The following is a 24377-nucleotide window of genomic DNA, read 5'->3' as shown; positions in this document are numbered from 1 at the left end:
TGCAGCGATGGCATGCCATGTTGCGTCGTGTGCGCGTTAACCGGTGGGATCGTCCCCGCGGGACAGCGAGTCCCAGCCGGAGATCTCGTCGATTGGGCCATTTGACGCTGCGCCCGGACGCCCCGCGGCCGTTGCTGCGGCGTCGCGGGAATATTTGCGGGATCCGGCCCAGTGTCGTCCGGCCACAGCCAGCAGCACCGCGTCGGCCACGAGAACCGCGCCGGCCAGCGCAGCGGCCCAGGGCCAGAAGGTCACGTCGTAGGCGCCGCCGGAGGCGTTCAGCCCGGTGGCTTCCCCGACCTTGGTCGTTGCAGCGAGCACCGGGTCGGCAAGCACCGAGACTGCCGAGGCGATGATTCCTCCGCCGACCAGCAACAGGATCGCTGCGATGATCCAGCGGGCCACCTTGCCGGCGATCATTGCCGCCAGCGAGCCGGCCAGGGCCACCACCGCCAGTGCCGCCACGGCGGCCGCGGCATCGGAACCCGCCACTTCGATGAGCGGAATCCTTACCGAGCCCACCTCCGGCTGGACGTTGATCCAGGTCCGGGTGCTGGTGGCCAGCGCGAGGACCGCGCCGAAAAGGCCCAGGAGCATGACGTTGCGCTTGGATCCCCTGCGCGGTTTGGTTTCCTCGCTCATGCCTGGGTGCCGTCCACTTGTGCCGGCGCCATGGTCCCTGCGGCCCAGACGGCCCGCAGGGGGGCTGCCGACTTGTTGATGGTTTCCAAGGCCTCGGCGTCGAGGTCGGAGTCCGCGACGATGCCGCCGCCGGCCTGCACGTACGCCCGGTTGCCCTTGATCAGCGCGGAGCGGATGGCGATGGCCATGTCCATGTCCCCGGTGAAGTCCAGGTAGCCGACCACGCCGCCGTAGATGCCGCGGCGGTAGGGCTCGAGTTCATCGAGCAGCGACAGCGCCCGCGGCTTGGGCGCCCCCGAGAGGGTCCCCGCGGGGAAGGTCGCGGCGAGCACGTCGTAGCCGTCGGTGCCCGGATTCAGCTTGCCGACCACGTTGGAGACCAGGTGCATGATGTGGCTGAAGCGCTCGACCTCCATGAACTGGGTGACCTCGACCGAACCGGGCACGCAGACCTTGGAAAGGTCGTTGCGCGAGAGGTCCACCAGCATCAGGTGCTCGGCGCGTTCCTTTTCGTCGGCCAACAGGTTCTTCTCGTGCTGCAGGTCGTCCTCGTAGTTGTCCCCGCGCGGGCGCGAGCCGGCGATCGGGTGGGTGACCACGTGGTCGTCGTTGACCGTGACCAGGGCCTCGGGCGAGGAGCCAACGATGGAATACGCCTTGCCGTGGGCGTCCTGCAGCGTGAAGAGGTACATGTACGGGCTGGGGTTGGTGCCACGCAGGATCCGGTAGACATCCAGCGGATCGGCGTGGGTCTCCAGCTCGAAGCGGCGCGAGATCACGACCTGGAAGACCTCGCCCTCGACGATGGCCTCCTTGCCGCGCAACACCGCGCGGCGGTAGGAGTCCTCGTCCCAGGAGTGGGTGACGGCGTTCATCAGCGTATCGGCCGGCACATCGGTTCCGGAAAGGACCGAGACGGGGTTTTCCGCAGCCTCGCCAAGCGCGTCAAGCATCCCGGAGAGGCGCTGTACCGCGTGGTCGTAGGCGCCGTCGACGCCGTCGGCGGTGCCGTTGAAGTTGATGGCGTTGGCGATGAGCGTCAGCGTGCCGTCGGTGTTGTCGTGCACTGCCATGTCGCCGACAAGGTTCATGGCAAGTTCGGGCAGGTGCAGGTCGTCCGCCGGCGGGTTGGGCAGCTTCTCCCAGTGGCGCACCGCCTCCCACCCGATGAAGCCGACCATGCCGCTGGTCAGCGGCGGCAGGCCGTCCAGGGGTTCGGTGCGCAGGGCGCGGACGGTGTCGCGCAGGACCTCGACCGGGTTGCCTTCGCTGGGCATGCCCGCCGGCGGTGTGCCCTGCCAGTGGGCCAGGCCGTCAAGGGTGGTCAGGGTCGCGGGGGAATTCACGCCGATGAAGGAATAGCGGGACCACACTCCCCCGGCCGCGGCCGATTCCATCAGGAAGGTGCCGGGGCGTCCGCCGGCCAGCCGGCGGTAGACGGAAATGGGTGTCAGTGCGTCGGCCAGCACCCTCATGGTCACGGGAATGACGCGGCGATCCGCGGCGAGGGCGCGGAATTCCTCGCGGGTGGGTGTCAGGGCGCCGAGAGCTTGCATAAGCGAAGAATGGTCCTTGCGTGTGCGGATGGAGCGGGTGGAAAGGTCAGGAAACGCGTCGGCCCACGACGGCGGGCAGTTCGCGTCCGTCGAAGCAGGTGCGCGTCCCGGTGTGGCAGGCCGCCCCGATCTGGTCGACGATGACCAGCAAGGCGTCGCCGTCGCAGTCAAGTGCCACTGAGCGGACCAGCTGGGAGTGGCCGGAGGTGTCGCCCTTGCGCCAGTATTCGTTGCGGGACCGGGACCAGAAGGTCACCCTCCCGGTGGTCAGGGTGCGACGCAGCGCCTCCTCGTCCATCCATCCGAGCATCAGCACCTCGCCGCTGCCATGTTGCTGGACAATGGCCGCGACAAGCCCGGCCTCGTCCTTCTTCAGGGCGGCGGAAATCTGGGCGGACAGTTTCCCGTCAACGGAGGCGGGGGCGGCGAAGGCTGGGTTCTGCGACATCAGTACCAGTCTAGTGCCACGGGCGGTGAAACCCGTCCCGAAACACGTTTGCGCCCCCGGCCCCGGCCAGCCGTCGGTCTTCACCGCCACGGCCTAAGGCGCGATTCACGCCTGTTGGCCTCACCGCGCATCCGGGAGCTCAGCCGTTGGGCCTACGCAGGGGGTCGGAACCCGCCGGCCCCGCATGCCGATCATCCAGCGGGGAGAGACCTCCCCCGGTGCTGCACCAGCCCGAGGGTGGGCAAGGCTCCGAGCGCGCCTGCGGTGGCCAGGTAGAGGACGAAACCGCCTGCCTCGTCGCCCGGGCGAGGACCACAGCGGAGATCGCCGAGACGCTCTTCCTGTCACCGGGCACGGTCAAGAACCACGTCGCGGGAATCCAGCGCAAGCCTGGCGTGGGACTCGGGTCGGGCCTGCACCTGCCGTCTCGTCCACTCGTGTTCACCCGCGCGTCACGCCCGGGCCCGGTCCCCGCGCCATGGAGGACAATGGGCAGGCACTCCTCCTGCGTCCCGACGCCGGGAGCGTGGCACTCGACACCAATGCCGTGCTTAATGGTCCATTCGCGGCGGACCGTTCTGACGCGGCTTGGGCGCGGAGCGAAATAGAAGCTCCATGCGCCCCCGAACGTGTTAGTTTCGAAGTGATGCATTTCGTCCCAGCCTCGCGTGAAGTATTGGCCGAAGTCCTGCTGGCAGCAGGGCCGACGGCTCCCACATTGTGCGCCGGATGGCAGACCCGCCACCTCGCCGCGCACCTGATCATTCGGGAGCAGTCCCTGCTTGCTGCGGGACTGGTCATCAAACCACTGGCGCACCGCATGGAGGCCGAGCTGGACCGGCGTGCGGACGTGGCCGGGGACCGCGACGCCTACGCCAGCCTCGTCAACGAATTCTTGCGCGGCGCCCCCAGGTTTTCGCCCCTGTCCAACCCGCGGGTGGACCATTCGGCGAACCTCTCCGAGTTCTTCATCCATACCGAGGATGTGCGCCGCGCATCCGACCGCTGGGTCCCCCGTGCGCTTGACGCCAAGTACGAGGATCTCCTGTGGGAGGACTTGGTGCGCCGGGCCGCGCACTACTACCGCGGCGTGGATGTCGGTATCATCCTGGTCCGCCCCGACGGGCAACGCCACGTGGCCCGCAAGGCCAGCACCTCGGTGGCCATCACCGGTCGCCCGGGCGAACTCCTGCTGCACGCCTCGGGACGCCGCGAGGAAGCACTGGTGACGTTCGAGGGTGCAGCAGAGGCCATCGCCCTGCTCACGGTCTCGCTCTAGCCACCACTTTGGGCAGTCGGGACTAGACCTCCACGAAGTCTCCCGCCGCCATTCCCCGGCCTTCCACCACGTGCACAACGGCAAGGATCCTGCCCGCCGGGTTTGATCCAGTGGCCGCCGGCTCCCCTGCCGCCGGGAGGATTGCCGTGGCATTCCAGGTGCTGCCCGTGCGCATCACCGTGGTCGGCTCGCCGTTGACCGTCAGCCGAATCACCGCGTCCGCCGCCGCACGGATTTCACCCTCCAGCAGCAGCCGCAGGGTGCCCCCTATGCGGTTTCCGGAATCGAGGCGACCCTGAATGGAAGTTTCCGGCGGTTGCGCGCCTGGCCGTCCCCGGAAAGCTGCCCGGTGGCGGTCCCCTTCAAGCTCGGGCGCCAGCGACGGAACCGGGCGCAAGGTGCCGGCGTCCTCGAACGCCCACCCCCAGCCCATGATCGCGTTGTCGGAATAGGCGGGGCCGGCAAAGGTCAGTCCCACCGGCATGCCGGTGTCTTGCATCAGCCCCATGGCCACGGTGACCGAGGGGATGCCGAGATGACGCAGGGCGTAGTTCCCATTGGAAAAGAAGACACCGTTCTCCCAGGCCCTGTCCGCCGATTCCGGGTTGGTGTCCGCATCCGCTGCCCCGACATCGGCGTTGGCAGGGAAGACGACACCGTCGAGCCGATGCTCGGCGAGCCAATTTTCGAAGAGCTCCTTGCGCAGCTTTTCCAGTGCCTTGAGCCCGTCCGGGAATCCGGGCAGCGTGGCTGGGTCCGGCAGCCCGTCGGCGGCCATCTTCACCACGTCGCGGTAGCGGTTTTCATAGTCCTCGACCTCTTCATAGCGGTCTGGGAGCGATCCGACAGGGGCCGGGAAGATCTGCAGATGCTCGACATCGGCCAGCCTGTTCAGCGCGGGGTCGTTGTTTTCCCGCAGGAACGTGTCCCATCCATGGGCGAGGAGCTCATTGAATTCCATCTCCATCCACCCCTCGGGCAGGATGCCCAGCGCACCGAGTTGTTCGCCACCCGGGGTCTTCCCCTCGTACTTTTCGATCAGCGGGAAGTCGACATCGACGACGGTGGCACCCAGGTCCTCCAGGCGGGAGCGTGCGGCGTCCCAGAGTTCCAGGACGCTGGGGCGCGGGTTGACCGGGAATCTCGGGTCCTGGCCCAAATACATGCGGGGCACGCCGAAGCGCTTGCCGGACAGGGCCTGCGGATCGGCCAGCTCCGCGTAGCTCCCGGGCCGGATGGCCGAGGCAGCGGGCAGAGGCACCGCTTTTTGGTGGCGCCAGAAGTCTCCCGTGGTTTCCGGATCGTCGGCGACGATCACGTCCAGCAGCCGGAACATGTCATCCATGCTCCTGGTATGCGGGACCACGACGTCGCGGGTGGGAAAGAGCGGCCAGTTGCCGCGGATGGAGATGACACCGCGCGAGGGGGTATAGGCGCACAGGCCGTTGTTGGAGGCCGGGCTGCGGCCCGAGGAGACGGTTTCCTCTCCCATGCCGAAGACCCCCATGCTGGCCGCGGTGGCGACGCCCGATCCGTTGGAGGACCCCGAGGCGTAGGCAGCCGCCAGGTAGTCGGCGTTGTAGGGACTTTCGGCGCGCCCGTAGACACCGCGCTGCATGCCGCCGTCGGCCATGGGCGGCATGTTCGTCTTGCCCACCAGCACTCCCCCGGCCTCGCGGATGCGTGCGACAGTGAAAGCGTCGTGCTTGGCCACCAGGTCCTTGAATGCCGGCGAACCGGCAGCCACGGTGAGCCCGGCGACCATGTAGCTGTCCTTGACGGTAAATGGCACCCCCTCAAGGGAACCGCCCCGGCCGGCACTGCGGCGGCGGTCGGATTCCGCGGCCTCGGAGAAGGCGTTGGGGTTCAGCATAGCCATGGCGTTGAGGCACACCGTGGACCTGTCGAAGCGTCCCACCCGGGCAAGGTGGGCGGCGATCAGTTCGACGGCGGTGACGGTGCCGTCATCGAGCGCACGCAGGACGCCCTCGATGGAGGCTTCGTGGATGCTGAACGGCAGGGCCATGATCGGGTTCCCTTCACAAGGGGTGCTCCGGCCCTGCGCGATCGAGATGTCCGACGGGGAGGAGCACACAAAAAATTGACTGGATATTCAGTTAAAGATAGCGTGTGGTCAACGGTTCGGGAAGACCCCGGGTCACCAAGGGAAAGATGCGGCACCGGCCATGGCCAATGACACCAGGCAGCGGATACTCGAGGCGTGCAGCATCTGCATCGCCCGTGACGGGGTCCGCGGGATGCGCGTGCAAGACGTCTGCAAACAGGCCGGCGTGTCCACGGGGCTGGTTTACTACCATTTCACCGACAGGGATGGACTGCTGGCGGCCACCCTGGAGTACGTGAACGCGGACTCGCTGGCCCAACGCGGGGAACAAACGGCCGGTGGGGGCAGGTCCCGCGGCTTGCTGCGGGATTTGCTGCTGGCCGAGATCCAGGACGACGAATCGGTGCGCGCCAAGTCGATCGTGTGGAACGAGATCAGGGCAATCGCGGTCTTCGAGCCGCCGCTGGCCGGGCATCTGGCCACGTCCACTGCGGCGTGGCAGAACCACGTCGCGGAACTGGTCAAGCTGCACACCGGGGCGGGGACCGGGCAATGCCGGGATACGGCACTTTTGCTCACTGCCCTGGTCGAAGGCATTTCCGGCCGCTGGCTATCGAACCAGCTGGACACCGCTGCGGCACGTGCGGCCCTCGAACGGGGGTTGGAGGCACTCCTGCCGGCGACGGCCTAGGCCGGCAACTGGCGGTAGTGGTAGCGCGACACCGTTTCAAATCCCAGGGATGCATAGAGTCCGGCGGCGATCGAGTTCCCCTCGACGACCTGCAGCCAGAGGCCTGCCAGATCCCGGCGGGCCGCCTCGGCCACCAGGGCCCGCATCACGGCCCGGCCGTATCCCCGGGAACGCGATTCCTCGCGGGTGGCCACGGCATAGATGCCGCCCAGGTCTTCCACCAAGGCCATGCGCGCAATGGCATGGATACTCCCCTCAATGACCAGTGAGGCGTAGACGGAGGGTGTATTGCCCAGGATCCGGACGCTGGCAGCCTGTGCGGCGGGCGAATGCGGTCCCTCGGATTCCCACAGGGCCTTCAGCCATGCCTCGGAGGGTGCATCCTGGAGGACGATCCCCGGGTCGGGCTCGCCGACAACGGCCCGCGCATAGTCCTCGCGTTTCAGCACCTGCATCAGGGTCGGGGAATCAAGTGAGTAACCGCGGGCACCAAGCATCGAGTCCAGGTCCTGCGGCAGGGAATCGGGGCTGATCTGGAAGACCGGCGGCAGCCCGCGGCGCCGATAGGCGGCTTCGACCTCGTCGATTGCGCCATTGGTATTGGGCGGACCGAACAACGGAAGCACCGAGTTGGCCCGGCGGGTGACACCCGAGGAAAAGCGGCACACCCACCCGGAGAGGTCTTCCTCCTCAAGTGCCCGCCAGCCCCGGGACATCACGGCGTCCAGTGACGCAGGACTAGCGAACCGGGAAACCGGCTTCACGGATGGCGTCCTTGACCTGCTTGATCATGTCGTCCGGGCCGAAGTGGAAGATCGAGGCGGCAAGCACCGCGTCGGCGCCGGCGGCAATTGCCGGCGGGAAGTGCTCCGGTGCCCCGGCGCCGCCGGAGGCAATCAGCGGCACGGTGACGGCCGCGCGGACCGCGCGGATCATCTCAAGGTCGAAGCCGTCCTTGGTGCCGTCGGCGTCAATCGAGTTCAGCAGGATTTCCCCCACGCCCCGTTCGGCGGCTTCCCTGGCCCAGGCCACGGCACAGCGGCCGGTGCCGGTGCGTCCTCCGTGGGTCGTGACCTCAAAACCGGATTCGACGTCAGGGTTCGTGGTGCGCCGGGCATCGAGCGAGAGCACCAGCACCTGGGATCCGAAGCGCTGGGTGATTTCGTTGATGACCTCGGGGCGGTCGACGGCAGCCGTGTTGATCGAGGCCTTGTCCGCGCCGGCACGCAGCAGGCGATCGACGTCCTCGGCGGCGCGCACTCCACCGCCGACGGTCAGCGGGATGAAAATTTCCTCCGCCGTGTGGGCCACCACGTCATAAGTGGTTTCGCGCTTGGCCGAGGAGGCCGTCACATCGAGGAACGTGATTTCATCGGCACCGGCGGCGTTGTAGCGCTTGGCCAGTTCCACCGGGTCCCCGGCATCCCGGAGCCCCTCGAAGTTCACTCCCTTGACGACTCGTCCGGCATCGACGTCGAGGCATGGGATCACGCGGATCGCAACGGCCATGAGGGGATCAACTCCTAGAAAAGCAATGAAGGGGAAATGTTCCGGGGCCCGGGATGCGGGCCGGGCGCTAGATGCGGCAGGCGTGGATGTTGGTGACAAGAATGGCGCGGGCGCCGATGTTGTACAGCTCATCCATGATGTTGTTGGTGTGGCTCTTCTTGACCATGGCGCGCACGGCGACCCAGTCCGAGTCCTGCAGCGGGGAAACCGTCGGCGACTCGAGTCCCGGGGTGAGCCGGGTGGCCTCGTCGACCAGGTCCCGGCGCACGTCGTAGTCGAGCATGACGTAGCGGCGGGCCACCAGCACGCCGGTGAGCCGGCGCTTGAGGACTTCGAGCCCGGCGGGGGTGCGGCCGGTGCGACCGATGAGCACTGCCTCGGACTGCAGGATGGGATCGCCGAAGACCGCCATGCCGGCTGCCTTGAGCGTGTTGCCGGTCTCCACGACGTCGGCGATGGCGTCGGCCACGCCGAGACGCACGGAGGACTCGACTGCACCATCGAGGCGGACCACGTCGGCGGCGATGTTGTTGGTTTCCAGGTACTGGCGCAGCAGCGCGTCGTAGCTGGTCGCGATGCGCTTGCCCTGGAGCTCCTGCTGGGTTGTGAAGGTCCCGGCGGGGCCGGCGAAGCGGAAAGTGGAGGCACCGATACCCAGCGGCAGGACCTCGTCGACGTGGTCGTTGACCTCGGCGTCCAGGTAAAGGTCTCGTCCGGTGATGCCAACATCGAGGATGCCGCCGCCGACGTACACGGCGATGTCACGGGGACGGAGGTAGAAGAATTCCACGTCGTTGTCGGGGTCGACCATGACCAGTTCGCGGTTGTCGCGGCGCTGGACGTATCCGGCCTCCAACAACATGGTCGAGGCGATTTCGGACAGGGCTCCCTTGTTGGGAAGGGCTACTCGCAACATGATGCGGTTCTCTTTTCAGGCTCTGGGGGGGGTATTACGGCATGTAGGACAACAAATGGTGCCTGTTGGCCACCGCGGCACGGGAGGACAGGGCGTCCCGAAAGCGGCGGCTAGAGATGCTTGTAAACGTCCTGCAGAGTCAGGCCCTTGGCCAGCATCATCACCTGAAGGTGATAAAGCAACTGGGAGATTTCTTCGGCGGCGGCCTCGTTGGTCTCGTACTCGGCAGCCATCCACACTTCGGCGGCTTCCTCCACGACCTTCTTTCCGATGCCGTGCACGCCGGAATCCAGTTCGGCGATCGTACGCGAACCTTCGGGGCGGGTCTTGGCCTTCTCGGAGAGCTCGGCGAAGAGGGTGTCAAAAGTTTTCACATAGTCAGGGTATCTTGGCCCGTTGGCCGCATTCACTACCGCACCCCCAATGTGACGAAGCACTCCCCCGCTCGGCTCAACATGACGCGGCCCTGGCACAGGTCGCGGGCGTGCCGCCATAGTGCACCACGACCACTGACGATGCTCGCCGTCACGGCGGGAAAGTGCACTTTTCGAGATCGCTTCCCACGATGCCGGGCTGCAGTGCGGGGGGGCATCGGACTACTGATGTCGACTGGGGCTGTTGCCGAACAATCGGGGTTTCACGCACACCTTCATGCCCTCCCCTCACGTGGCCGGTGGCGGCTTCGGTTTCATGGAAGCCACCGCAGGGCGGACCGAGCGCAACAATGGGGCATCACGACACGATTGCTGCGTCAGGACCTGTGGTTTGTCCGTCCGGACAATCCGGTCTGGCTAAGCGCGCCGCTCAATAGGAGGCCGTTGGAATACCAGTAACGCGTCGGACACCAAATCGTGGGGGTAGCGATCCCACACAATCTCGGTTGTCCCCACAGGGGTGAGGTGCTGCGCGAGCACGCGGGTGCAATCGCGGATCAAGTGGGTGGTGCGGTCCATGTGGAGAATGTCGGCCACATTCCACACCACGAAGCCGCCGGGCACAACGGTGCGCGCACACTGGGCTGCGACCAGCCCGAGCTCGTCCAGGTAGCGGCCGTAGTCCCCGTTGTCTTCCTCGTAGGCAGTGAGGGGGTCGGCGTCATGGTTCTCGGCGGTCATATATGGCGGAGAGGTGAGAATGAGATCGACACCCGCGTCGGTTTCGGGCGTCGTAATTCCGCGGACAAGCCTGAGCAGCTCCCTTGCGTCTCCCTCGATGATGCGCGCGCCGGGCACCTGATCCCGCAGGTACTCCGCCCGCTCGGGTAGCAGCTCAATACCGAGGGCTTCCCGTCCCAGTGCAACTGCCCGCTTAATGGTGGTGCCGAACCCTGCGAATGGGTCGAACACCAAGGCGCCCGAGGCGCTGCACCGTTCAATGACATGATCCACGATGGCCGGGAGCATGTGTACATCTTCGTCGGCCCCCGGCGGACGCTCGGCCAGAAACGTGGCGTGCAAGGCGGTTAGTCGTGAATCCAAGGGGGACGAGATGGGGGAGCTCCCGGTCGACACTTTTCCACGATCTTTCATCAGGCGAAGTCTACCGGCCGTGGAGAGGACCTTGCCGCTTCCCCCCGCCTCACCGAAGCCCGAACGCCGAGGCGGCTTGTTGCCCATTACACGGGGCCGCTCGGGTGCCGGCCCCCAGGACGGGATATTCGCCGAGGGACAAGACGTTGTTGGTGTGGACGGCATCGCCAAGCACATCGGGCAAAGCACCGGCATTTCTTACCTCGCCTTCCGCCCGCACGGGGCGGCCCGTCTCGACGTCAAGTTTGCCGTCGGCGTCCGGCCCTTGGCCGTGTTCGACGCACCTGCTGAAGCCATCTCGCGGGAGACGGACGCAGACGGGGCGACCTCGCACCTGGGCGGCCGGCTCGGCGAAGGCCGACCCTCTGAATGAGGCAATCGTGCAATCAATGGAACATGGAACAGCGCCGCCCGCTCCCCCGGCTTCGCTTCCTGGAAGCGGGTACCGGTGGTGCGGGCGGCAGCGCGGTGGCGGCTCGCCGAATTTGCTAGCGGCGCGCCAGTGCGACGGCTGTCTGCAGGCCCGCGCTCATGGCCTCGTAGCCCTTGTCTTCGACAGAGCCTTCCAGGCCGGCACGGGCAATGGCCTGCTCCTCGTTGTCACAGGTCAAGACCCCGAAGCCCACGGGAACGCCGGTGCGCACCGTAACGTCGGTCAGGCCCATGGTCGCTCCCTGGCAAACGAAGTCGAAGTGCGGGGTGCCGCCGCGGATGACCACGCCCAGCGCGATGACGGTGTCATAGGCGTGGGCCAGGCGTGCCGCGGCCACCGGGAGCTCGAAGGTGCCCGGAACGCGGATGACCTCGGGGGTGCTGATCCCGGCATCGGCGGCGGCGCGCAGGGCGCCGTCCAGCAGGCCGTCCATGATCTGGGTGTGCCAGCTGGCCGCAACGATGACGGCCCGCATTCCGGCTTTGCCTGCCGCTGCCAATTCGCCGGCCCCGACGAGGGGTGCTCCGTGTCCGCTCATGATTTGACTCCTGGGTTGGTGTTTTCGATGGATGGCAATTGCAATGAATGGTTCATCAGGTTTTGCTTGGTGCGCAGGTACTCAAGGTTTTCGGGACGCGCCGCAATCCGGGTGGGCACGCGCTCGGAAACGGCGATCCCGGCCTGCTCCAGCCACTCTTCCTTCAGCGGGTTGTTGGTGATCAACCGGACCCGGCGGATGGACAGGGCATGGAGGATGGCCGCGGCGGCATCGTAGTTTCGCGCGTCGACCGGCAGGCCCAGTTGCTCGTTGGCGGCCACGGTATCGGCACCGCCGTCCTGCAGCGCGTAGGCACGGATCTTGTTGGCCAGCCCGATGCCGCGGCCCTCGTGGCCGCGCAGGTAGACCAGCACCCCGCCGTATTCGTTGATGGCCTCCAGCCCGGCGGCCAGTTGCTCGCCGCAGTCGCAACGGTAGGAACCGAACACGTCGCCGGTGAGGCACTCCGAATGCACGCGCACCAGCGGCTCGGCCGGCATGGTGCCGTCGGGACCCGTGGCACTGAGCGAAAGGTGCTCGGTGCCGCTGACGCGTTCGCGCCAGGCGCGGACGAGGAACTCGCCGTGCGGGGTGGGGACCTTGACCTCCGGACCGCCCTGCACCGCGGCGGCACTGGTGCCCACTGCCGGCTCGGCGTCCATGGTGGCCCGCCAGGCGGCCAGGTCCTCGATGCTGATCAGCGGGATGTTCCACAGGTCCGCGAATTCGCGCAGCGCGGGCAGACGCATCATCGATCCGTCGTCGTGGACGATCTCGGCGATGACCCCGACGGGCTCTAGGCCCGCGGCCTTGCACAAATCGACGCTGGCCTCGGTGTGACCGCGGCGCACCAGCACCCCGCCGTCGACCGCGCGCAGCGGGAAGATGTGGCCCGGGCGGGTGATCAGCTCGGGGCCGGAGGCCGGATCGGCCAGGATGCGGGACGTCAGGGCGCGGTCGGCGGCGCTGATTCCGGTGCTGACCCCGTGTGCGGCGTCGCAGGAGACGGTGTACGCGGTGCCCTTGGCGTCCTGGTTGTTTTCCACCATGGGCGGCAGGCCCATCGCGTCGGCGCGGTCACCGTCCATCGGAGTGCACACGACGCCCGAGGAATGGCGGATGGTCCAGCCCATGAGCTCCGGGGTGGCGAACTCGGCGGCGAAGATGATGTCGCCCTCGTTTTCGCGGTCAGCGTCGTCGACGACCACGACGGCCTGGCCTGCTGCCATGGCGCTGATCGCGGCGTCAATGGAGTCCAGGCGAATGGTATCGGTGATCATGATGCACTGCTTTCGATGTTGTTGAATGAGGCAAGGCGTTCGGCGTACTTGGCCATGACATCGACTTCCAGGTTGACCGCGGAACCGGGAACGCGTTGGCCCAGGGTGGTTTCGCGCAGGGTGGTGGGGATGATCCCGACTTCGAACCACTGCTCTTTTTCGCGGGCCTCCGAGACCTCGGTGACGGTCAGCGAGATCCCGTCGATCGCGATCGAACCCTTCTTTGCCACGTATCTGGCCAGTTCGAAGGGGATGGAGAAGCGGAAGCGGTCCCAGGCACCGAGCGATTCGTGCTCCAGGAGGTGCCCGACACCGTCGACGTGGCCCTGCACGACGTGCCCGTCAAGCCGGCCGCCGGCCTGCACGCAGCGCTCGAGGTTGATGCCCTCGCCCTGGGCGAGGTCGCCGATGGTCGTGTGGCGCAGGGTCTCGCCCATGACGTCCAGGGACAGGATGTCCCCGGCGATGGACGTGGCGGTCAGGCAGACGCCGTTGACGGCGATGGACCCGCCCAGTTCCAGGTTATCGGTGTGGTTCGGCGCGCTGATGCGCAAGACGACAGAGTCGGATTCCGGTGTCGCGTCCATTGCTTCGATGCGGCCCATGCCGCTGATGATTCCGGTGAACATGCTTCGATTCCTTAGGGTGTGCCGGTGCCGGTTGGCATGGGTTCAAGATGTGTAAGGGTGTCGGGGCCCAGGATGCGCACCGCGTCCCCGTCGACGGCGTCCAGGCGGAAACGCCGGGCGGAGGCAAGGGTGTCGATTCCCAGCTCCCCCACGCTTCCACGCCCGGATCCCAGGAAGATCGGTGCCTGGTAGAGGAAGATCTCGTCGACCAGATCCGCCGCCAGGAACGCGGTGGCCACCGACGCACCGCCTTCGATGAGCACGTGTCCGATGTCCCGGGATGCGATCCGTGCCAGGACCTCGTGAGGGTCGCGGGTGCGGACCTGATCCCAGTTGCCGTCGGCCTTCAGTGCTGCGTCCCCGGGAATGTCCCGTTGCCCCATGACGATGCGTCGGGGCTGGGAGGCGAAGGGCTCGCCGTGTTCGTCGCGTGCGTTCAGCCGCGGGTCATCGGCCATGACGGTGCCGGTACCCACGACGATGGCGCCCACGCGGGCACGTACCTCATGGGCGTGGAGCAGCGAGCGCGGCGAGGTGATCCATTGGCTGGTTCCGTCCTTGGCGGCGATCCGTCCGTCAAGGGTTTGGGCCAGGTGCAACGTGGTGAAGGGCCGGCCGGCGGCGCGGGCCGCGAACCAACGGTGGTTCAGCTCGGCAGCCTGGTCCTCCAGCAACCCCTGTTCCACGTTGACTCCGGCCGCACGCAGCGTCTCGGCTCCCCCGCCGGCCACCGCGCCGCCGTCGGCGACAGCGAAGATCACGTTGCCGATTCCGGCGTCGATGATGGCGCGGGAGCATGGGCCGGTGCGGCCGGTGTGGTTGCAGGGCTCGAGGGTGACCAGCATGGTCGCGGCGCGTGCCGCGGCCGGGTCGATGGAGCCCAGGCGGTTCAGTGCGTCGGCTTCGGCGTGCGGGGTGCCGGCGCCGCGATGGTAACCGGTGGCCAGGATCGTGCCGTCCGGGTCGATGATGACGGCCCCGACCAGGGGGTTGGCTCCGCGGGTGCCGCGGCGGGCCAGCTCGAGGGAAAGCCGCATGGCGGCCAGTGTTCGTGAGGGTTGCATCAGCTGTGCACCTGCACCGTCGGGTCGGGCATCTCGGTTTGGATGCTGGGCTTGGCGTCGTTCTTGGCCTTCCACCAAATGAAGAACCCGACCAGCGTGAAGCACCCGTAAAAGAGGTACATGAACGCACTGGCGTAGTAACCGGCGCCGAAGAGCAGCGGAACCCCGACTACATCGACAAGGACCCAGATCAGCCAGAACTCCACCAGTCCCTTGGCCATGCCGTAGGTGGCCAGCAAGGAGCCGACGAAGGTCCAGGCATCGGCCCAGACAGGTGCGTAGGATCCCAGTGCGCCAAAGAGCGGGGTCAGTGCGACGGTGCCGATGATCATGATTGCAGCGAGCGAGAGGCGTTCCGTGCCGGTGGCCCAGCGCGGGGTGACCGCACTTCCGCCGGATTCGCGGCTGGATTTCCAGCGCTTCCAGCCATAGAAGGACACGGCGATGAACATGATCTGGCGTCCGGCCTGGCCGAGCAGGTTGGCTGTTTGGTCGTTACCGAAGATGCTGCCCAAGAAAACCGTCAGGAGCAGGATGTTGCCGACGATGCCAACGGGCCACGCCCAGACCTTGCGGCGGATGCCGCCCAGGGCAGAGGCAAGTCCGAAGACGTTGCCCACCACTTCGCGCACCAGCAGTGCGCTGCTGCCTACTGTGATGTAAGAATTGAAAGCTTCAATGAGCCACCGCAGAAAATCCATCGTCCTCCTGTCAAGCCGCGATGGCTCCGGGGGTTCGATACGACGGTTCCACCTTTGCGGCCGACCCGCTGGCGAAGGATCCGGAACCAGGGAAATCTCGTGGATTCCCACCTGGCCGTGCCTTGCGCACTCGCGAGAGCGCTGGTGTTGCGTGTACGTGCTTCTCCCATCCAGACTTTAACTGTCGGTACCGGAATTTCACCAGTTCAACCAGGCTTCAAGATCCCCGGAGGGATCTTTTTGGCTTGGGTCGCGGACTTTGACCGCCGGTTCGGACTTACACCGACCCCGGAGCACGTTGTGTAGTTGTAGCCCATAGTATTACATGGAAACGGGTGTCCTGGCTGCGAGATTTCGCAATGTGACTACTGCCTCGGCGGGATCCGCTGTTCCGTAAACCGAAGAACCGGCCACGAAGACGTCGGCCCCGGCCTCGGCCGCCCGCAGGATCGTTTCGCGGGTGACCCCGCCATCGACCTGCAGTGCGATGGGCAGGCCGGTCCCGTCAATGGCCTTTCGGGCCCTGCGGATCTTCGGCAACACGATGTCCAGGAAGGCCTGTCCGCCAAAGCCCGGCTCGACCGTCATCAGCAGCACCATGTCCAGCTCCGGGAGCATGTCCAGGTAGGGCTCGATCGGCGTGGCCGGGCGCAGCGCCATCGAGGATTTGGCACCGGCGGCGCGCAGGTCCCGGGCCAGCTTGATCGGGGCGGCCGAGGCCTCGGCATGGAAGGTGACCGAGGCGGCGCCGGCCTCGGCGTAGCCCGGTCCCCACCGATCCACGTCGCTGATCATCAGGTGCACGTCCAGCGGCAGCTCACTGACCTCGTTCAATCGCTGAACCACCGGCAAGCCGATGGTCAGGTTGGGCACGAAGTGGTTATCCATGACATCGACATGGACGGCGTCGGCGGTGTGGATCCGCGAGAGTTCGCGTTCGAGGTTGGTGAAGTCCGCCGAGAGGATCGACGGATTGATCTGGCAGGTACGCATGGTTTCCTTCTGGCTGCTGGCCGCCGGTCCGACTGGGTGGACCGGCGGGTTTAGGCGGTGCGGGTGAACAGCGCCATGAACATGGCATCGGTGCGGTGGATGTGCGGCCACAGCTGGATGGTGCTTCCCTCGCCCACGGGGCGGGCGGCCGATGCGAGTCCCGGCAGGGCTGCGGATTCCAGTGCCGCCCCGGTGTCCAGCAGCCTGGCATTCTTGTTCCGGGACAGCAGGTCATCGACCACCGCAACGGTTTCGGCCGGGTGCGGCGAGCAGGTCACGTAGGCGACCACGCCGCCCACGCGCACCGCGCTGAGCGCCGCGTCCAGGAGCTCGCCCTGCAGGATCGTCAGCTCGGCGACGTCGCGGGGGCTCTTGCGCCACCGGGACTCGGGGCGGCGGCGCAGCGCGCCCAGGCCCGAGCACGGCGCATCGACCATGATCCGGTCATAGCCCCCGGCGTATTCGCTTTCGCCGTATTCGCGGCCGTCGCGAACCGAGATCATCCAGGTCTCGGGGTCGATGGCCACCAAGGCGTTGTTCACCAGTTCGGCACGGTGTTGGGCGGGTTCGTTGGCGGTCAGCTTCGCGCCCTGTTCGGCAGCCAGGGCTGCCAGCAATGCGGCCTTGCCGCCGGGGCCGGCGCAGAGGTCCAGCCAGTAGGTGTCATCGCCGTCCTCGGGCAGCGCCACCTGGGCCAGGGCGCGGGCGACCAGCTGGGAACCGGCGTCCTGGACACGGGTGCTGCCCGCGCGCACGGAGGAAAGCCGGGCGATGTCCCCACCTTGGTAATAGGCCGAATCGGCCACGAGGGTTCCGGGTTCGGCGCCCGCGTCGAGCGCCTCGTCCAGCGAACCGACGCCGGGCAGTGCCACGAGGTTGACGACCGGGGCCAGGTTGTCGGCGACCAGCAGGTCGGTGATTTCGGCGGCGTCGCGGCCGTGGGCCACCAGCGCCTGGCGCAGGGCGCGAACGATCCATTCGGGGTGGGAATGCACCAGGGCGGCTGCGGCATTTTCATCGGCGATCCCGGCGACCAGTTCCTCGCTCCAGGTCTCCAGGTCCTTCAGCGAGACCTTGCGCAGCACTGCGTTGATCAGGCCGGACGCGCCGGCGCCGATCACCATGCGGGCCAGCGACACGGTTTCGTCGAGTGCCGCGTGGCTTGGCACGCGCATGGCCAGCAGCTGATGGGCGCCCAGGCGCAACGCGTCAAGGACAGCCGGGTCCAACTGGTCCAGGGGGCGGTCGACGCAACGGGCCAGGATCGCGTCGTACAGGCCCTGCCCGCGCAAGGCACCGTAGGTCAGTTCTGTGGCGAATCCGGCATCGCGCCGATCCAGGCGGTGTTCGCGGATCCGGGCCGGGAGCACCAGGTTGGCGTAGGCGTCGTTTTCGGCCACGGCCCGCAGCACCTCGAAGGCGGTCAGCCGGGCCTGGTCGGCCCTGCGATTGCGGGCCGAGGGTGCGGAGGCACTGAACTGGCGTGGTCCGGATCCCCCGCGGTTGCGGGTGCGGCCGGCGTCGCTGCGGCGTTCCTGGCCTCCGCCGCGGTTCGGTTCGCTGCGTCGCGGACGGTCGGAACGTCCCTGTCCGAATTCGCTCATGCGAATTTCACCCCATCCACGGTTCCGGACGCGAGAATGCCCCGCGCCCAATCTGCTGCATTCATCATTTTTTTGCCCGGTGGTTGCACCAGGCCAAGTTCAACGGCGTACGAGCCCGTCCCCACCAGCACTCGCGGTTTCTTGCCCGGTTCGATGCGAACCTCGCCGGGTGCCAGATCCGTGACATCGGCCTGCGGAACCAGGGTCCCGAGTTTGAAACGCTGGCCATCGAGTTCGGTCCAGGCCCCGGGATCCGGGCTGGTTCCGTTGATGCGGCGGCGAATCACCAGGGCCGGAAGCGACCAGTCAACCTGTCCGTCAGCGAGCGTGAGCTTATGCGCGTAGGAGGTGTCCCCCTGCTGCTCGACACCCACGAGTTTGCCGGCCTCAAGGCCTGAAAGGGTCTGCGAGAGCAACACGGCACCGGAGATTGCCAGGCGGCCCAGCAACTCGCCGGCCGTGTCGGCAACATCGATGGTTTCGGTGAGCGTGCCGAAGACGGGGCCCGTGTCCAGTCCCTTTTCGAGCTGGAAGGTCACGGCACCGGTGATGTCGTCCCCTGCCATGATCGAGTGCTGCACGGGGGCCGCGCCCCGCCAGGCGGGGAGCAACGAAAAGTGCAGGTTGATCCAACCAAGGCGCGGGATCGTCAGCGCCTTTTCCGGCACGAGTCCCCCATAGGCGACGATTGCGGCGATATCCAGGTCAAGGGCCGCCAGGCGCTCCTGGGTTGGCTCGTCGATCCGGTTGGCATGGATGATGTCGATACCGAGCTCCGCGGCCCGTGCGGCGACAGGGGACGGGGTCATGATGCGCTTGCGCCCCACCGGGGCGTCTTCGCGGGTGAGCACGGCAACCACGTCGAACCCGTCTTTCACGAGCTGGTCGAGGGAGGCAACGGCGACCTGCGGGGTCCCGGCGAACAGGACCCTCATGCCAGGTTCCCGAAGCTCGAACCGGCGCCAAAGCTGGATCCCAGCGCCGAGCTGCGCTTGGTCACAGTGTTTGCGGCAACCGAGTTGTAGCTGGAGTCGCGCAGCTTGCGGAAGGCGTCCTTCTTCAGTTCGCCCTCAAGCCGGTCGATGTAGAGGATTCCGTCGAGGTGGTCGGTCTCGTGTTGCAGGCAGCGGGCGAGGAATCCCTCGCCTTCCACGACCACGGGGTTGCCATCAACGTCAACCCCGGTGGCCCGGGTCCATTGGCGGCGGCGCACCGGGTAGCCGAGTCCGGGGATGGACAGGCAGCCTTCTGTCACGTCGTCCTGGAATTCCTCGCCGAATTCCAGCACCGGGTTGATCAGGTGCCCGCGGTTCCCGCCGATTTGGTAGGTGAAGACCCGAAGCGAGACTCCCACCTGGGGTGCGGCGAGGCCTGCACCCTCGACGTTTTCCATGGTTTCGTCCATGTCTGCGACGAGCTTGCGCAGTTCGGGCCCGAATTCGGTGACCTCGTCTGCGCGGGTGCGGAGGATTGGGTCGCCAACGATGCGAATGCCTAAGACGGCCATGCGGTCCGGTCTCCCTTCGGCCGGCTGGGTTCCGGCAATGTGCTGTGGATGGAGGCGGACGGGCGCGGCCAAGCCAATGCTGCGCGCCTATCCCCTGCCCACCAGTCTACCGACCGCCTCATGCCGCAGGTGGCGGTGGCGGGCCCACCTCGCGCAGGGGCATCCCTGCATCACCGACCTTCTGGGTGGCTCCCCATACCTGGCGAAGCGACCAGAACTTCGACCAGTACGCGGGCAGGACCTCAGGATTGGCCATCACGGTCTGGACTTCGGTTTCGCCAATTGCCACGCCCAACAGCATCGGGTCTTGTGAGTATTTCCACGGTTCCCAGGTACCGGCGGCTGGGTCGATGACCATTTCCTCGGCTTTTGCCCCTGCAGCCAACTGCATGACCACCTTGGGGTCAAGTGGCTTGACCCGGCCGTCGCGACTGGTGCCACGGGTCTTGTAGTCGATCAGGCAAAGCCGACCGCCAATGGTGGCAACCAGGTCAAGGGTGCCGGCGTACCCGATGCTCGAGTTCCAGACAGTCACCTCCGCAGCAAGTGGTTGCACCTGGTAGGTCTCCCACCACTCGTCGAAGCGCCCGGCAAAGGCTTCTTCGTTGTTGGCGATGAGCGCTTCACGGGCCTGGGCCGCCTGGTGCGGCTTTCCCATGGCGCGCAATGCTATTTGCTCGCAGTATTGGTGCACCCGGTCCCCGCGGGCCGCGGCCAAGTCACGATATTCCGCAGCCGCCGTGGATGCCTGGCGCGCCAGCGCCTTGAGCTTCGCGGAATTCCCGACGGACTCGCCCAGCCTGGCATCCTGGACCACGGCCGTGGCCGCCATGTGACCTATCCAACCGTCCATGTCCATTTTTTCCTGCCCGATGACAGTGGTGATGGATGGAACCTCCGGAAGGGCGCCGATTTTTCTGGCATACATGCGCCCAAAAGAGGTCTGTTGGGCCAACGCTGGTGAAGTCATAGGAAGATTTTTCCACGTCCAGGGGACGTTTTGCCGTTTTCGGGCGTTTCCGGGCCAGTCAAAAACCGCGGGATCACAAGGATCTTTGCCGCATGTCGGCGCGGGAATGCGTCGATTTGGAACTTTGGTGAAACGTCGTATAGAGTTTTTACTCGTTGGAACGCAGCCAAACGGAACGAAACATTCCGGGCGGATTGCGATTCTTTCATGTGGACATAGCTCAGCTGGTAGAGCGCGACCTTGCCAAGGTCGAGGTCGCGAGTTCGAACCTCGTTGTCCACTCGCATTTGAATCACCGGGTCGGCTTGCCGACCTAACCACAAGGTATTTTACCAAGTGGTTATGGTGGGGTGGCCGAGAGGCGAGGCACCGGCCTGCAAAGCCGTTTACGCGGGTTCGAATCCCGTCCCCACCTCGTAGGAACATTGCAAGCAGTATGGGCGATTGGCGCAGCGGTAGCGCGCTTCCCTGACACGGAAGAGGTCACTGGTTCGAACCCAGTATCGCCCACGAAGAATCCACACCTGGTGTGTTGGTTTTTCACGTGGACATAGCTCAGCTGGTAGAGCGCGACCTTGCCAAGGTCGAGGTCGCGAGTTCGAACCTCGTTGTCCACTCTGAAGATCGGGCCTCAATTCCTTTTCGAAGAGAGGCCTTGTTCTTTGTTCTTTTACCCCCGGGTAAGAACACGCAGCACCCGCATGAAAAGTTGGATTGCCATTTTGCAGATCGCGAATCCAAGCTATAGTTCAGGTGCAGCATCCCCCTTATGGGCGATTGGCGCAGCGGTAGCGCGCTTCCCTGACACGGAAGAGGTCACTGGTTCGAACCCAGTATCGCCCACGAAGAGTCTATACTTTAGGTATTGATTGTTCATGTGGACATAGCTCAGCTGGTAGAGCGCAACCTTGCCAAGGTTGAGGTCGCGAGTTCGAACCTCGTTGTCCACTCCAAATAGTAGATCGTGTGATTACTCCAAATCACACGATCTACTTGTTTAACGCCTCGTGTTCCAGGCCCGGACCAAGGCGCGAATTACGGGCCGAGGCGCGATTTACGGGCCGAACAATCCCCCGGCGCCGTTGGCCCCCAACGCCCAACGGTGCCCCGGGTTTCGGTTCAGATCGCGGAATCCGGGCCTACTCCTGCGATACCACTGATGGCAGCGCTGTCACAGCTGCCAATATGTACATACAAGTCAGAGTCGCATCGGAGAAGAAATTCATCCAAATTCCCTTGATTCGATCGCGACTGAGCATAGGATGATTCCTAGACGGGGCTTTTCGGGCCCCCATTACTGAGAGGAGGTGCCTTTTGTCTATTTTTGACGAGCTGAAGGGCAAGGCCGAAGGACTGAAGGAGAAAGCGGCCGAGTTGATTCACGAAAACTCGGACAAGATCGGCGGTGCCATCGACAACGCCGGCAACTTCATCGACGAAAAGACCGGGGGAAAGTTCTCCGAGCACGTCGACAAGGTTCAGGATGGCGCAAAGGGCCTCCTCAACAAGGAAGACGGCGGCACGCCGACCGTCTAGGTTCCTGCCTGGTTCACTAGGACTCTTGCCCTAGGCACGACAAACGGGTGCCGGTACCGCCGTGAGGCGGAACCGGCACCTGTCGTTTGCACGGAAAGAAATGATTTGACCTCCAACGCCATCCCCAGCGCTCCACGGCGATCGACATTCGCACAGCCGATCATGGCCGGTCTTGTCACCGCGCTGGTCGGATACACCTCGTCGTTTGCCGTGGTGCTGACAGGACTCAAGGCCGTCGGGGCGACTGATGCCCAGGCCGCCTCCGGGCTTTTCGCCCTCACCATTGCACTGGCCATCTGCGCAGTTGGCCTGGCGTGGTTCACCAAGCGACCCATCACCACCGCATGGTCGACACCCGGTGCAGCGTTGCTGGCCGGAGCGGCAGCAGTGAACTTCGGCTGGAACGAAGCGGTCGGTGCCTTCATCATGACCGGAGTGCTGATTGCCGCCACCGGGGCCATCCCCTGGCTGGGCCGGACGCTTGCAGCGATCCCCGTCCCCCTGGCCCAAGCCATGCTGGCCGGAGTACTGCTCAAACTCTGCCTGGCGCCCTTCGTGGCGTTGTCCACTATCCCGTTGCATGTCGCCCCGGTTATCGTGGTCTGGTTGCTCTTCCTGCGCTTCAGTCCCCGCTGGGCGGTTCCGGCCGCGATGGCCGCGGCCTTGGGCATCGCAGGCTTTTCCATGGGAGGGGCCGACGCCGCGGGAGTGATGGGACAGTTGCTGCCGAGTCTCGAATTCACCGCACCGGCATTCAGCCTCGCGGCCTTCACCGCAATCACCCTGCCGCTCTTCGTTGTCACCATGGCCTCGCAGAACGTTCCGGGCGTGGCGGTACTGGCCAGTTTCAACTATGAAACACCGTGGCGCGCCTCCATGTTGGCCACCGGACTCGGCAGCTCGGCGGCAGCGTTCCTCGGCGGGCATGCCATCAACCTTGCGGCGATTTCCGCCGCCCTCGCCGCCGGAGACGAGGCTGGGGAAGACCGCTCCAGGCGGTGGATCGCGGCAGTTTCCTCCGGCGGCTTCTACATCCTGCTCGGATTGGCGTCTGCCGCAATCACGGCACTGGCCACCGCGAGCCCCGAGGGCCTGCTGGAAGCCGCGGCGGGCCTGGCGTTGCTGGCAACCCTCGGCGCCTCCGCGTCCTCCGCTTTGTCCGATCCCTCCAGCCGAATGAGTTCCCTGGTCGCGTTCCTCATTGCCGGTTCGGGCCTGAGCTTCGCAGGAATCGGCGGGGCATTCTGGGCGCTGGTCGCCGGATTGACCCTTCGCCTGCTCATCGAGCGCAAACGCCACTGACCCAGCACAGTTCCAACCCGCGGGTGGGCAACTTGGGTTTGCCTACCCCCTTGGCGCACGAAAAAGGCCGTGAGGCCCGTCCCCGCTTCCATCTCGGAAAACGAGGTGGTTGCGGACGGCGGCCATCACGGCCTTCGTGCGTTGAGGTTACAGCGCCGGTTCCCCCGTCTGGCCTTCGCGGGCCAGGGCGGTGAGGCGCGAAACGGCACGGAAGTACTTCTTCTGGTATCCGCCGGCCATCATTTCCGGGGTGAACAACTCACTGAACGGCTTGCCGGAGGCAATGATCGGCACGTCCTTGTCGTACAGGCGATCGGCCAGTACCACGAAGCGCAGCGCCACCGCCTGCTCGGTGATGGTTTCGACATTGTGCAGCACCAGCACGTCGGTCTCGGCCAGCAAGGCACGGTACCGGCTGGGGTGGACCTTGGACATGTGCCCAATCAGGTCCGCGAACTCGTCAACGGCGAAAGTCTTGTCCCCATAGCGCTCGACGGCGAACTCCTGGATGCCCGCGTCTTCCAGCGGTACCGGGGCGTCGGGGAGCCCGCGGTGGCGGAAGTCAACGCCGTCCACGCGGTGGACGTCGAACTGTTCGGAGAGCACCTTGATCTCGCGCTGGAAGTCCACGGCGGCAAAACGGCCCTCGCCCAGTGCGCCCGGAAGCGTGTTGGACGTCGCTGCGATTTTCACGCCGGCGTCGGAAAGCTCGCGCATCAACCGGGACATCAGCACTGTGTCCCCCGGATCATCGAGCTCGAATTCATCGATGCAGACCAGCGAGTAGGTGCTCAGCACCTCTACGGTCTGACGGAAGGACAGGGCCCCGACGAGGTTCGTGTACTCCACGAAGGTGCCGAACGCCTTCCTGCCCGGGGCCAGGTGCCACAGCGAAGCCAACAGGTGGGTCTTGCCCACGCCGAAGCCGCCGTCCAGGTACATCCCCGACTTCTCGACCTTCTTCTTGCCAAAGAGCTTGCCCAGGAAGCCGCCCTTGGAATTGCCGATGGTCGAGGCAAAGTGCTTGAGCTTGGTGACCGCCTCGGCCTGGGTGGGCCAGGCCGGGTCCGGCCGGTAGGTGTCAAACGACACCTCGCCAAAGCGGTAGGACGGGTGGAAACCTGCGAGCAGGTCGTCGATGGAGACCGTGGGGGTCCGTTGGGAAAGATGCGTAATCGTGGCCAT

26 protein-coding genes, 6 tRNA genes and 1 riboswitch are annotated in these 24377 nt (G+C 65.8%); of the genes, 12 read left to right on the top strand and 20 right to left on the bottom strand.

Annotated elements, in window-relative coordinates; translation table 11 throughout:
• Positions 1-36 precede the first annotated feature (36 nt).
• From Q2T94_RS19480 to hisI, 3 genes are read right to left on the bottom strand one after another with little or no spacing between them, the layout of a single operon-like run.
• On the bottom strand, positions 37-642 hold the full coding sequence (locus tag Q2T94_RS19480; RefSeq protein ID WP_302266229.1) for a Trp biosynthesis-associated membrane protein: 606 nt from the start codon (positions 640-642) through the stop codon (positions 37-39).
• On the bottom strand, positions 639-2198 hold the full coding sequence (locus Q2T94_RS19475; RefSeq protein ID WP_302266228.1) for an anthranilate synthase component I: 1560 nt from the start codon (positions 2196-2198) through the stop codon (positions 639-641). Before Q2T94_RS19475 ends, Q2T94_RS19480 begins: the two co-directional genes overlap by 4 nt.
• Before the next feature lie 46 nt (positions 2199-2244).
• A complete protein-coding gene (gene hisI / locus Q2T94_RS19470; protein ID WP_264269188.1) occupies positions 2245-2646 on the bottom strand; it encodes a phosphoribosyl-AMP cyclohydrolase in 402 nt (133 codons plus the stop codon).
• Positions 2647-2864: 218 nt separating this feature from the next.
• Between hisI and Q2T94_RS20620 the strand changes: the two genes are divergently transcribed.
• Positions 2865-3254, top strand: coding sequence for a response regulator transcription factor (locus Q2T94_RS20620; protein WP_367281568.1), 390 nt, complete (start codon positions 2865-2867; stop codon positions 3252-3254).
• Positions 3255-3292: 38 nt separating this feature from the next.
• The gene (locus Q2T94_RS19465; protein WP_302266227.1) at positions 3293-3925 is read left to right on the top strand and encodes a TIGR03085 family metal-binding protein; all 633 of its coding nucleotides are present in this window, start codon (positions 3293-3295) and stop codon (positions 3923-3925) included.
• 22 nt (positions 3926-3947) lie between these two features.
• On the opposite strand, the gene Q2T94_RS19460 is transcribed toward Q2T94_RS19465, so the two are convergent.
• Complete coding sequence (locus Q2T94_RS19460) at positions 3948-5951, bottom strand: amidase (protein ID WP_302266226.1); 2004 nt, start codon at positions 5949-5951, stop codon at positions 3948-3950.
• A 160-nt stretch (positions 5952-6111) separates the two neighbouring features.
• On the opposite strand from Q2T94_RS19460, the gene Q2T94_RS19455 reads away from it, so the two are divergent.
• On the top strand, positions 6112-6681 hold the full coding sequence (locus Q2T94_RS19455; RefSeq protein WP_302266225.1) for a TetR/AcrR family transcriptional regulator: 570 nt from the start codon (positions 6112-6114) through the stop codon (positions 6679-6681).
• On the opposite strand, the gene Q2T94_RS19450 is transcribed toward Q2T94_RS19455, so the two are convergent.
• The 5 genes from Q2T94_RS19450 to Q2T94_RS19430 all read right to left on the bottom strand — a co-directional run bounded on the left by Q2T94_RS19450 (position 6678) and on the right by Q2T94_RS19430 (position 10509).
• On the bottom strand, positions 6678-7445 hold the full coding sequence (locus Q2T94_RS19450; RefSeq protein ID WP_302266224.1) for a GNAT family N-acetyltransferase: 768 nt from the start codon (positions 7443-7445) through the stop codon (positions 6678-6680). The two genes, Q2T94_RS19455 and Q2T94_RS19450, sit on opposite strands and share 4 nt — an antisense overlap.
• Entirely contained in the window at positions 7420-8190 is a 771-nt protein-coding gene (gene hisF / locus Q2T94_RS19445; protein ID WP_264269193.1) for an imidazole glycerol phosphate synthase subunit HisF, read from the bottom strand. Before hisF ends, Q2T94_RS19450 begins: the two co-directional genes overlap by 26 nt.
• A 67-nt stretch (positions 8191-8257) precedes the next feature.
• Entirely contained in the window at positions 8258-9106 is an 849-nt protein-coding gene (hisG, locus tag Q2T94_RS19440; RefSeq protein ID WP_264269194.1) for an ATP phosphoribosyltransferase, read from the bottom strand.
• A 110-nt stretch (positions 9107-9216) separates the two neighbouring features.
• Entirely contained in the window at positions 9217-9480 is a 264-nt protein-coding gene (locus tag Q2T94_RS19435) for a phosphoribosyl-ATP diphosphatase (protein WP_264269195.1), read from the bottom strand.
• Positions 9481-9897: 417 nt separating this feature from the next.
• Complete coding sequence (locus Q2T94_RS19430) at positions 9898-10509, bottom strand: DNA methyltransferase (RefSeq protein WP_302266223.1); 612 nt, start codon at positions 10507-10509, stop codon at positions 9898-9900.
• 205 nt (positions 10510-10714) lie between these two features.
• Between Q2T94_RS19430 and Q2T94_RS19425 the strand changes: the two genes are divergently transcribed.
• Positions 10715-11008: a hypothetical protein gene (locus Q2T94_RS19425; protein WP_302266222.1), complete on the top strand. Its 294-nt coding sequence runs from the start codon at positions 10715-10717 to the stop codon at positions 11006-11008.
• Positions 11009-11123: 115 nt separating this feature from the next.
• On the opposite strand, the gene ribH is transcribed toward Q2T94_RS19425, so the two are convergent.
• The 10 genes from ribH to Q2T94_RS19375 all read right to left on the bottom strand — a co-directional run bounded on the left by ribH (position 11124) and on the right by Q2T94_RS19375 (position 20354).
• A complete protein-coding gene (ribH, locus tag Q2T94_RS19420) occupies positions 11124-11606 on the bottom strand; it encodes a 6,7-dimethyl-8-ribityllumazine synthase (RefSeq protein ID WP_264271822.1) in 483 nt (160 codons plus the stop codon).
• Positions 11603-12886, bottom strand: a complete 1284-nt coding sequence (gene ribB / locus Q2T94_RS19415) for a 3,4-dihydroxy-2-butanone-4-phosphate synthase (protein WP_264271823.1) — start codon at positions 12884-12886, stop codon at positions 11603-11605. The genes ribH and ribB overlap by 4 nt, the downstream gene beginning before the upstream one ends.
• Positions 12883-13515 carry a riboflavin synthase gene (locus tag Q2T94_RS19410; RefSeq protein ID WP_302266220.1) on the bottom strand — a complete coding sequence of 211 codons (633 nt, stop codon included), beginning with the start codon at positions 13513-13515 and terminating at the stop codon, positions 12883-12885. Before Q2T94_RS19410 ends, ribB begins: the two co-directional genes overlap by 4 nt.
• Before the next feature lie 11 nt (positions 13516-13526).
• A complete protein-coding gene (ribD, locus tag Q2T94_RS19405; protein ID WP_302266219.1) occupies positions 13527-14579 on the bottom strand; it encodes a bifunctional diaminohydroxyphosphoribosylaminopyrimidine deaminase/5-amino-6-(5-phosphoribosylamino)uracil reductase RibD in 1053 nt (350 codons plus the stop codon).
• Positions 14579-15280, bottom strand: coding sequence for a nicotinamide riboside transporter PnuC (pnuC, locus tag Q2T94_RS19400; protein ID WP_264271826.1), 702 nt, complete (start codon positions 15278-15280; stop codon positions 14579-14581). Before pnuC ends, ribD begins: the two co-directional genes overlap by 1 nt.
• Positions 15281-15434: 154 nt before the next feature.
• Positions 15435-15580: riboswitch (FMN riboswitch) on the bottom strand.
• Between the two features lie 21 nt (positions 15581-15601).
• Positions 15602-16273, bottom strand: coding sequence for a ribulose-phosphate 3-epimerase (rpe, locus tag Q2T94_RS19395; protein WP_302266218.1), 672 nt, complete (start codon positions 16271-16273; stop codon positions 15602-15604).
• 50 nt (positions 16274-16323) lie between these two features.
• A complete protein-coding gene (locus Q2T94_RS19390) occupies positions 16324-17877 on the bottom strand; it encodes an RsmB/NOP family class I SAM-dependent RNA methyltransferase (RefSeq protein WP_302266216.1) in 1554 nt (517 codons plus the stop codon).
• The gene (fmt, locus tag Q2T94_RS19385) at positions 17874-18812 is read right to left on the bottom strand and encodes a methionyl-tRNA formyltransferase (protein WP_302266215.1); all 939 of its coding nucleotides are present in this window, start codon (positions 18810-18812) and stop codon (positions 17874-17876) included. Before fmt ends, Q2T94_RS19390 begins: the two co-directional genes overlap by 4 nt.
• Positions 18809-19384 (bottom strand): peptide deformylase, encoded by a 576-nt coding sequence (gene def, locus Q2T94_RS19380; RefSeq protein WP_264271830.1) that lies wholly within the window; start codon positions 19382-19384, stop codon positions 18809-18811. The genes fmt and def overlap by 4 nt, the downstream gene beginning before the upstream one ends.
• A 118-nt stretch (positions 19385-19502) precedes the next feature.
• On the bottom strand, positions 19503-20354 hold the full coding sequence (locus Q2T94_RS19375; protein WP_302266214.1) for a PD-(D/E)XK nuclease family protein: 852 nt from the start codon (positions 20352-20354) through the stop codon (positions 19503-19505).
• A 209-nt stretch (positions 20355-20563) separates the two neighbouring features.
• Here Q2T94_RS19375 and Q2T94_RS19370 point away from each other — a divergent pair.
• The 8 genes from Q2T94_RS19370 (at position 20564) to Q2T94_RS19335 (ending at position 23192) form a co-directional block, all read left to right on the top strand.
• A tRNA-Gly gene (locus Q2T94_RS19370) sits at positions 20564-20636 on the top strand.
• 62 nt (positions 20637-20698) lie between these two features.
• Positions 20699-20769, top strand: a tRNA-Cys gene (locus tag Q2T94_RS19365).
• Between the two features lie 23 nt (positions 20770-20792).
• Positions 20793-20864 (top strand) — tRNA-Val (locus Q2T94_RS19360).
• A gap of 34 nt (positions 20865-20898) precedes the next feature.
• A tRNA-Gly gene (locus Q2T94_RS19355) sits at positions 20899-20971 on the top strand.
• 154 nt (positions 20972-21125) lie between these two features.
• Positions 21126-21197 (top strand) — tRNA-Val (locus Q2T94_RS19350).
• Positions 21198-21231: 34 nt separating this feature from the next.
• Positions 21232-21307, top strand: a tRNA-Gly gene (locus tag Q2T94_RS19345).
• A gap of 361 nt (positions 21308-21668) precedes the next feature.
• A complete protein-coding gene (locus Q2T94_RS19340) occupies positions 21669-21890 on the top strand; it encodes an antitoxin (RefSeq protein ID WP_264270685.1) in 222 nt (73 codons plus the stop codon).
• Positions 21891-21995: 105 nt separating this feature from the next.
• Complete coding sequence (locus Q2T94_RS19335; protein WP_436836841.1) at positions 21996-23192, top strand: benzoate/H(+) symporter BenE family transporter; 1197 nt, start codon at positions 21996-21998, stop codon at positions 23190-23192.
• Between the two features lie 147 nt (positions 23193-23339).
• Here Q2T94_RS19335 and zapE read toward each other — a convergent pair whose 3' ends face one another.
• Entirely contained in the window at positions 23340-24377 is a 1038-nt protein-coding gene (gene zapE / locus Q2T94_RS19330; RefSeq protein WP_264270684.1) for a cell division protein ZapE, read from the bottom strand.

The sequence above is a fragment of the Paeniglutamicibacter sulfureus genome (genome assembly GCF_030512175.1).
GTDB classification, from domain to species: Bacteria; Actinomycetota; Actinomycetes; order Actinomycetales; family Micrococcaceae; genus Paeniglutamicibacter; species Paeniglutamicibacter sulfureus.
This window is presented reverse-complemented; position numbering and strand designations above follow the sequence as displayed.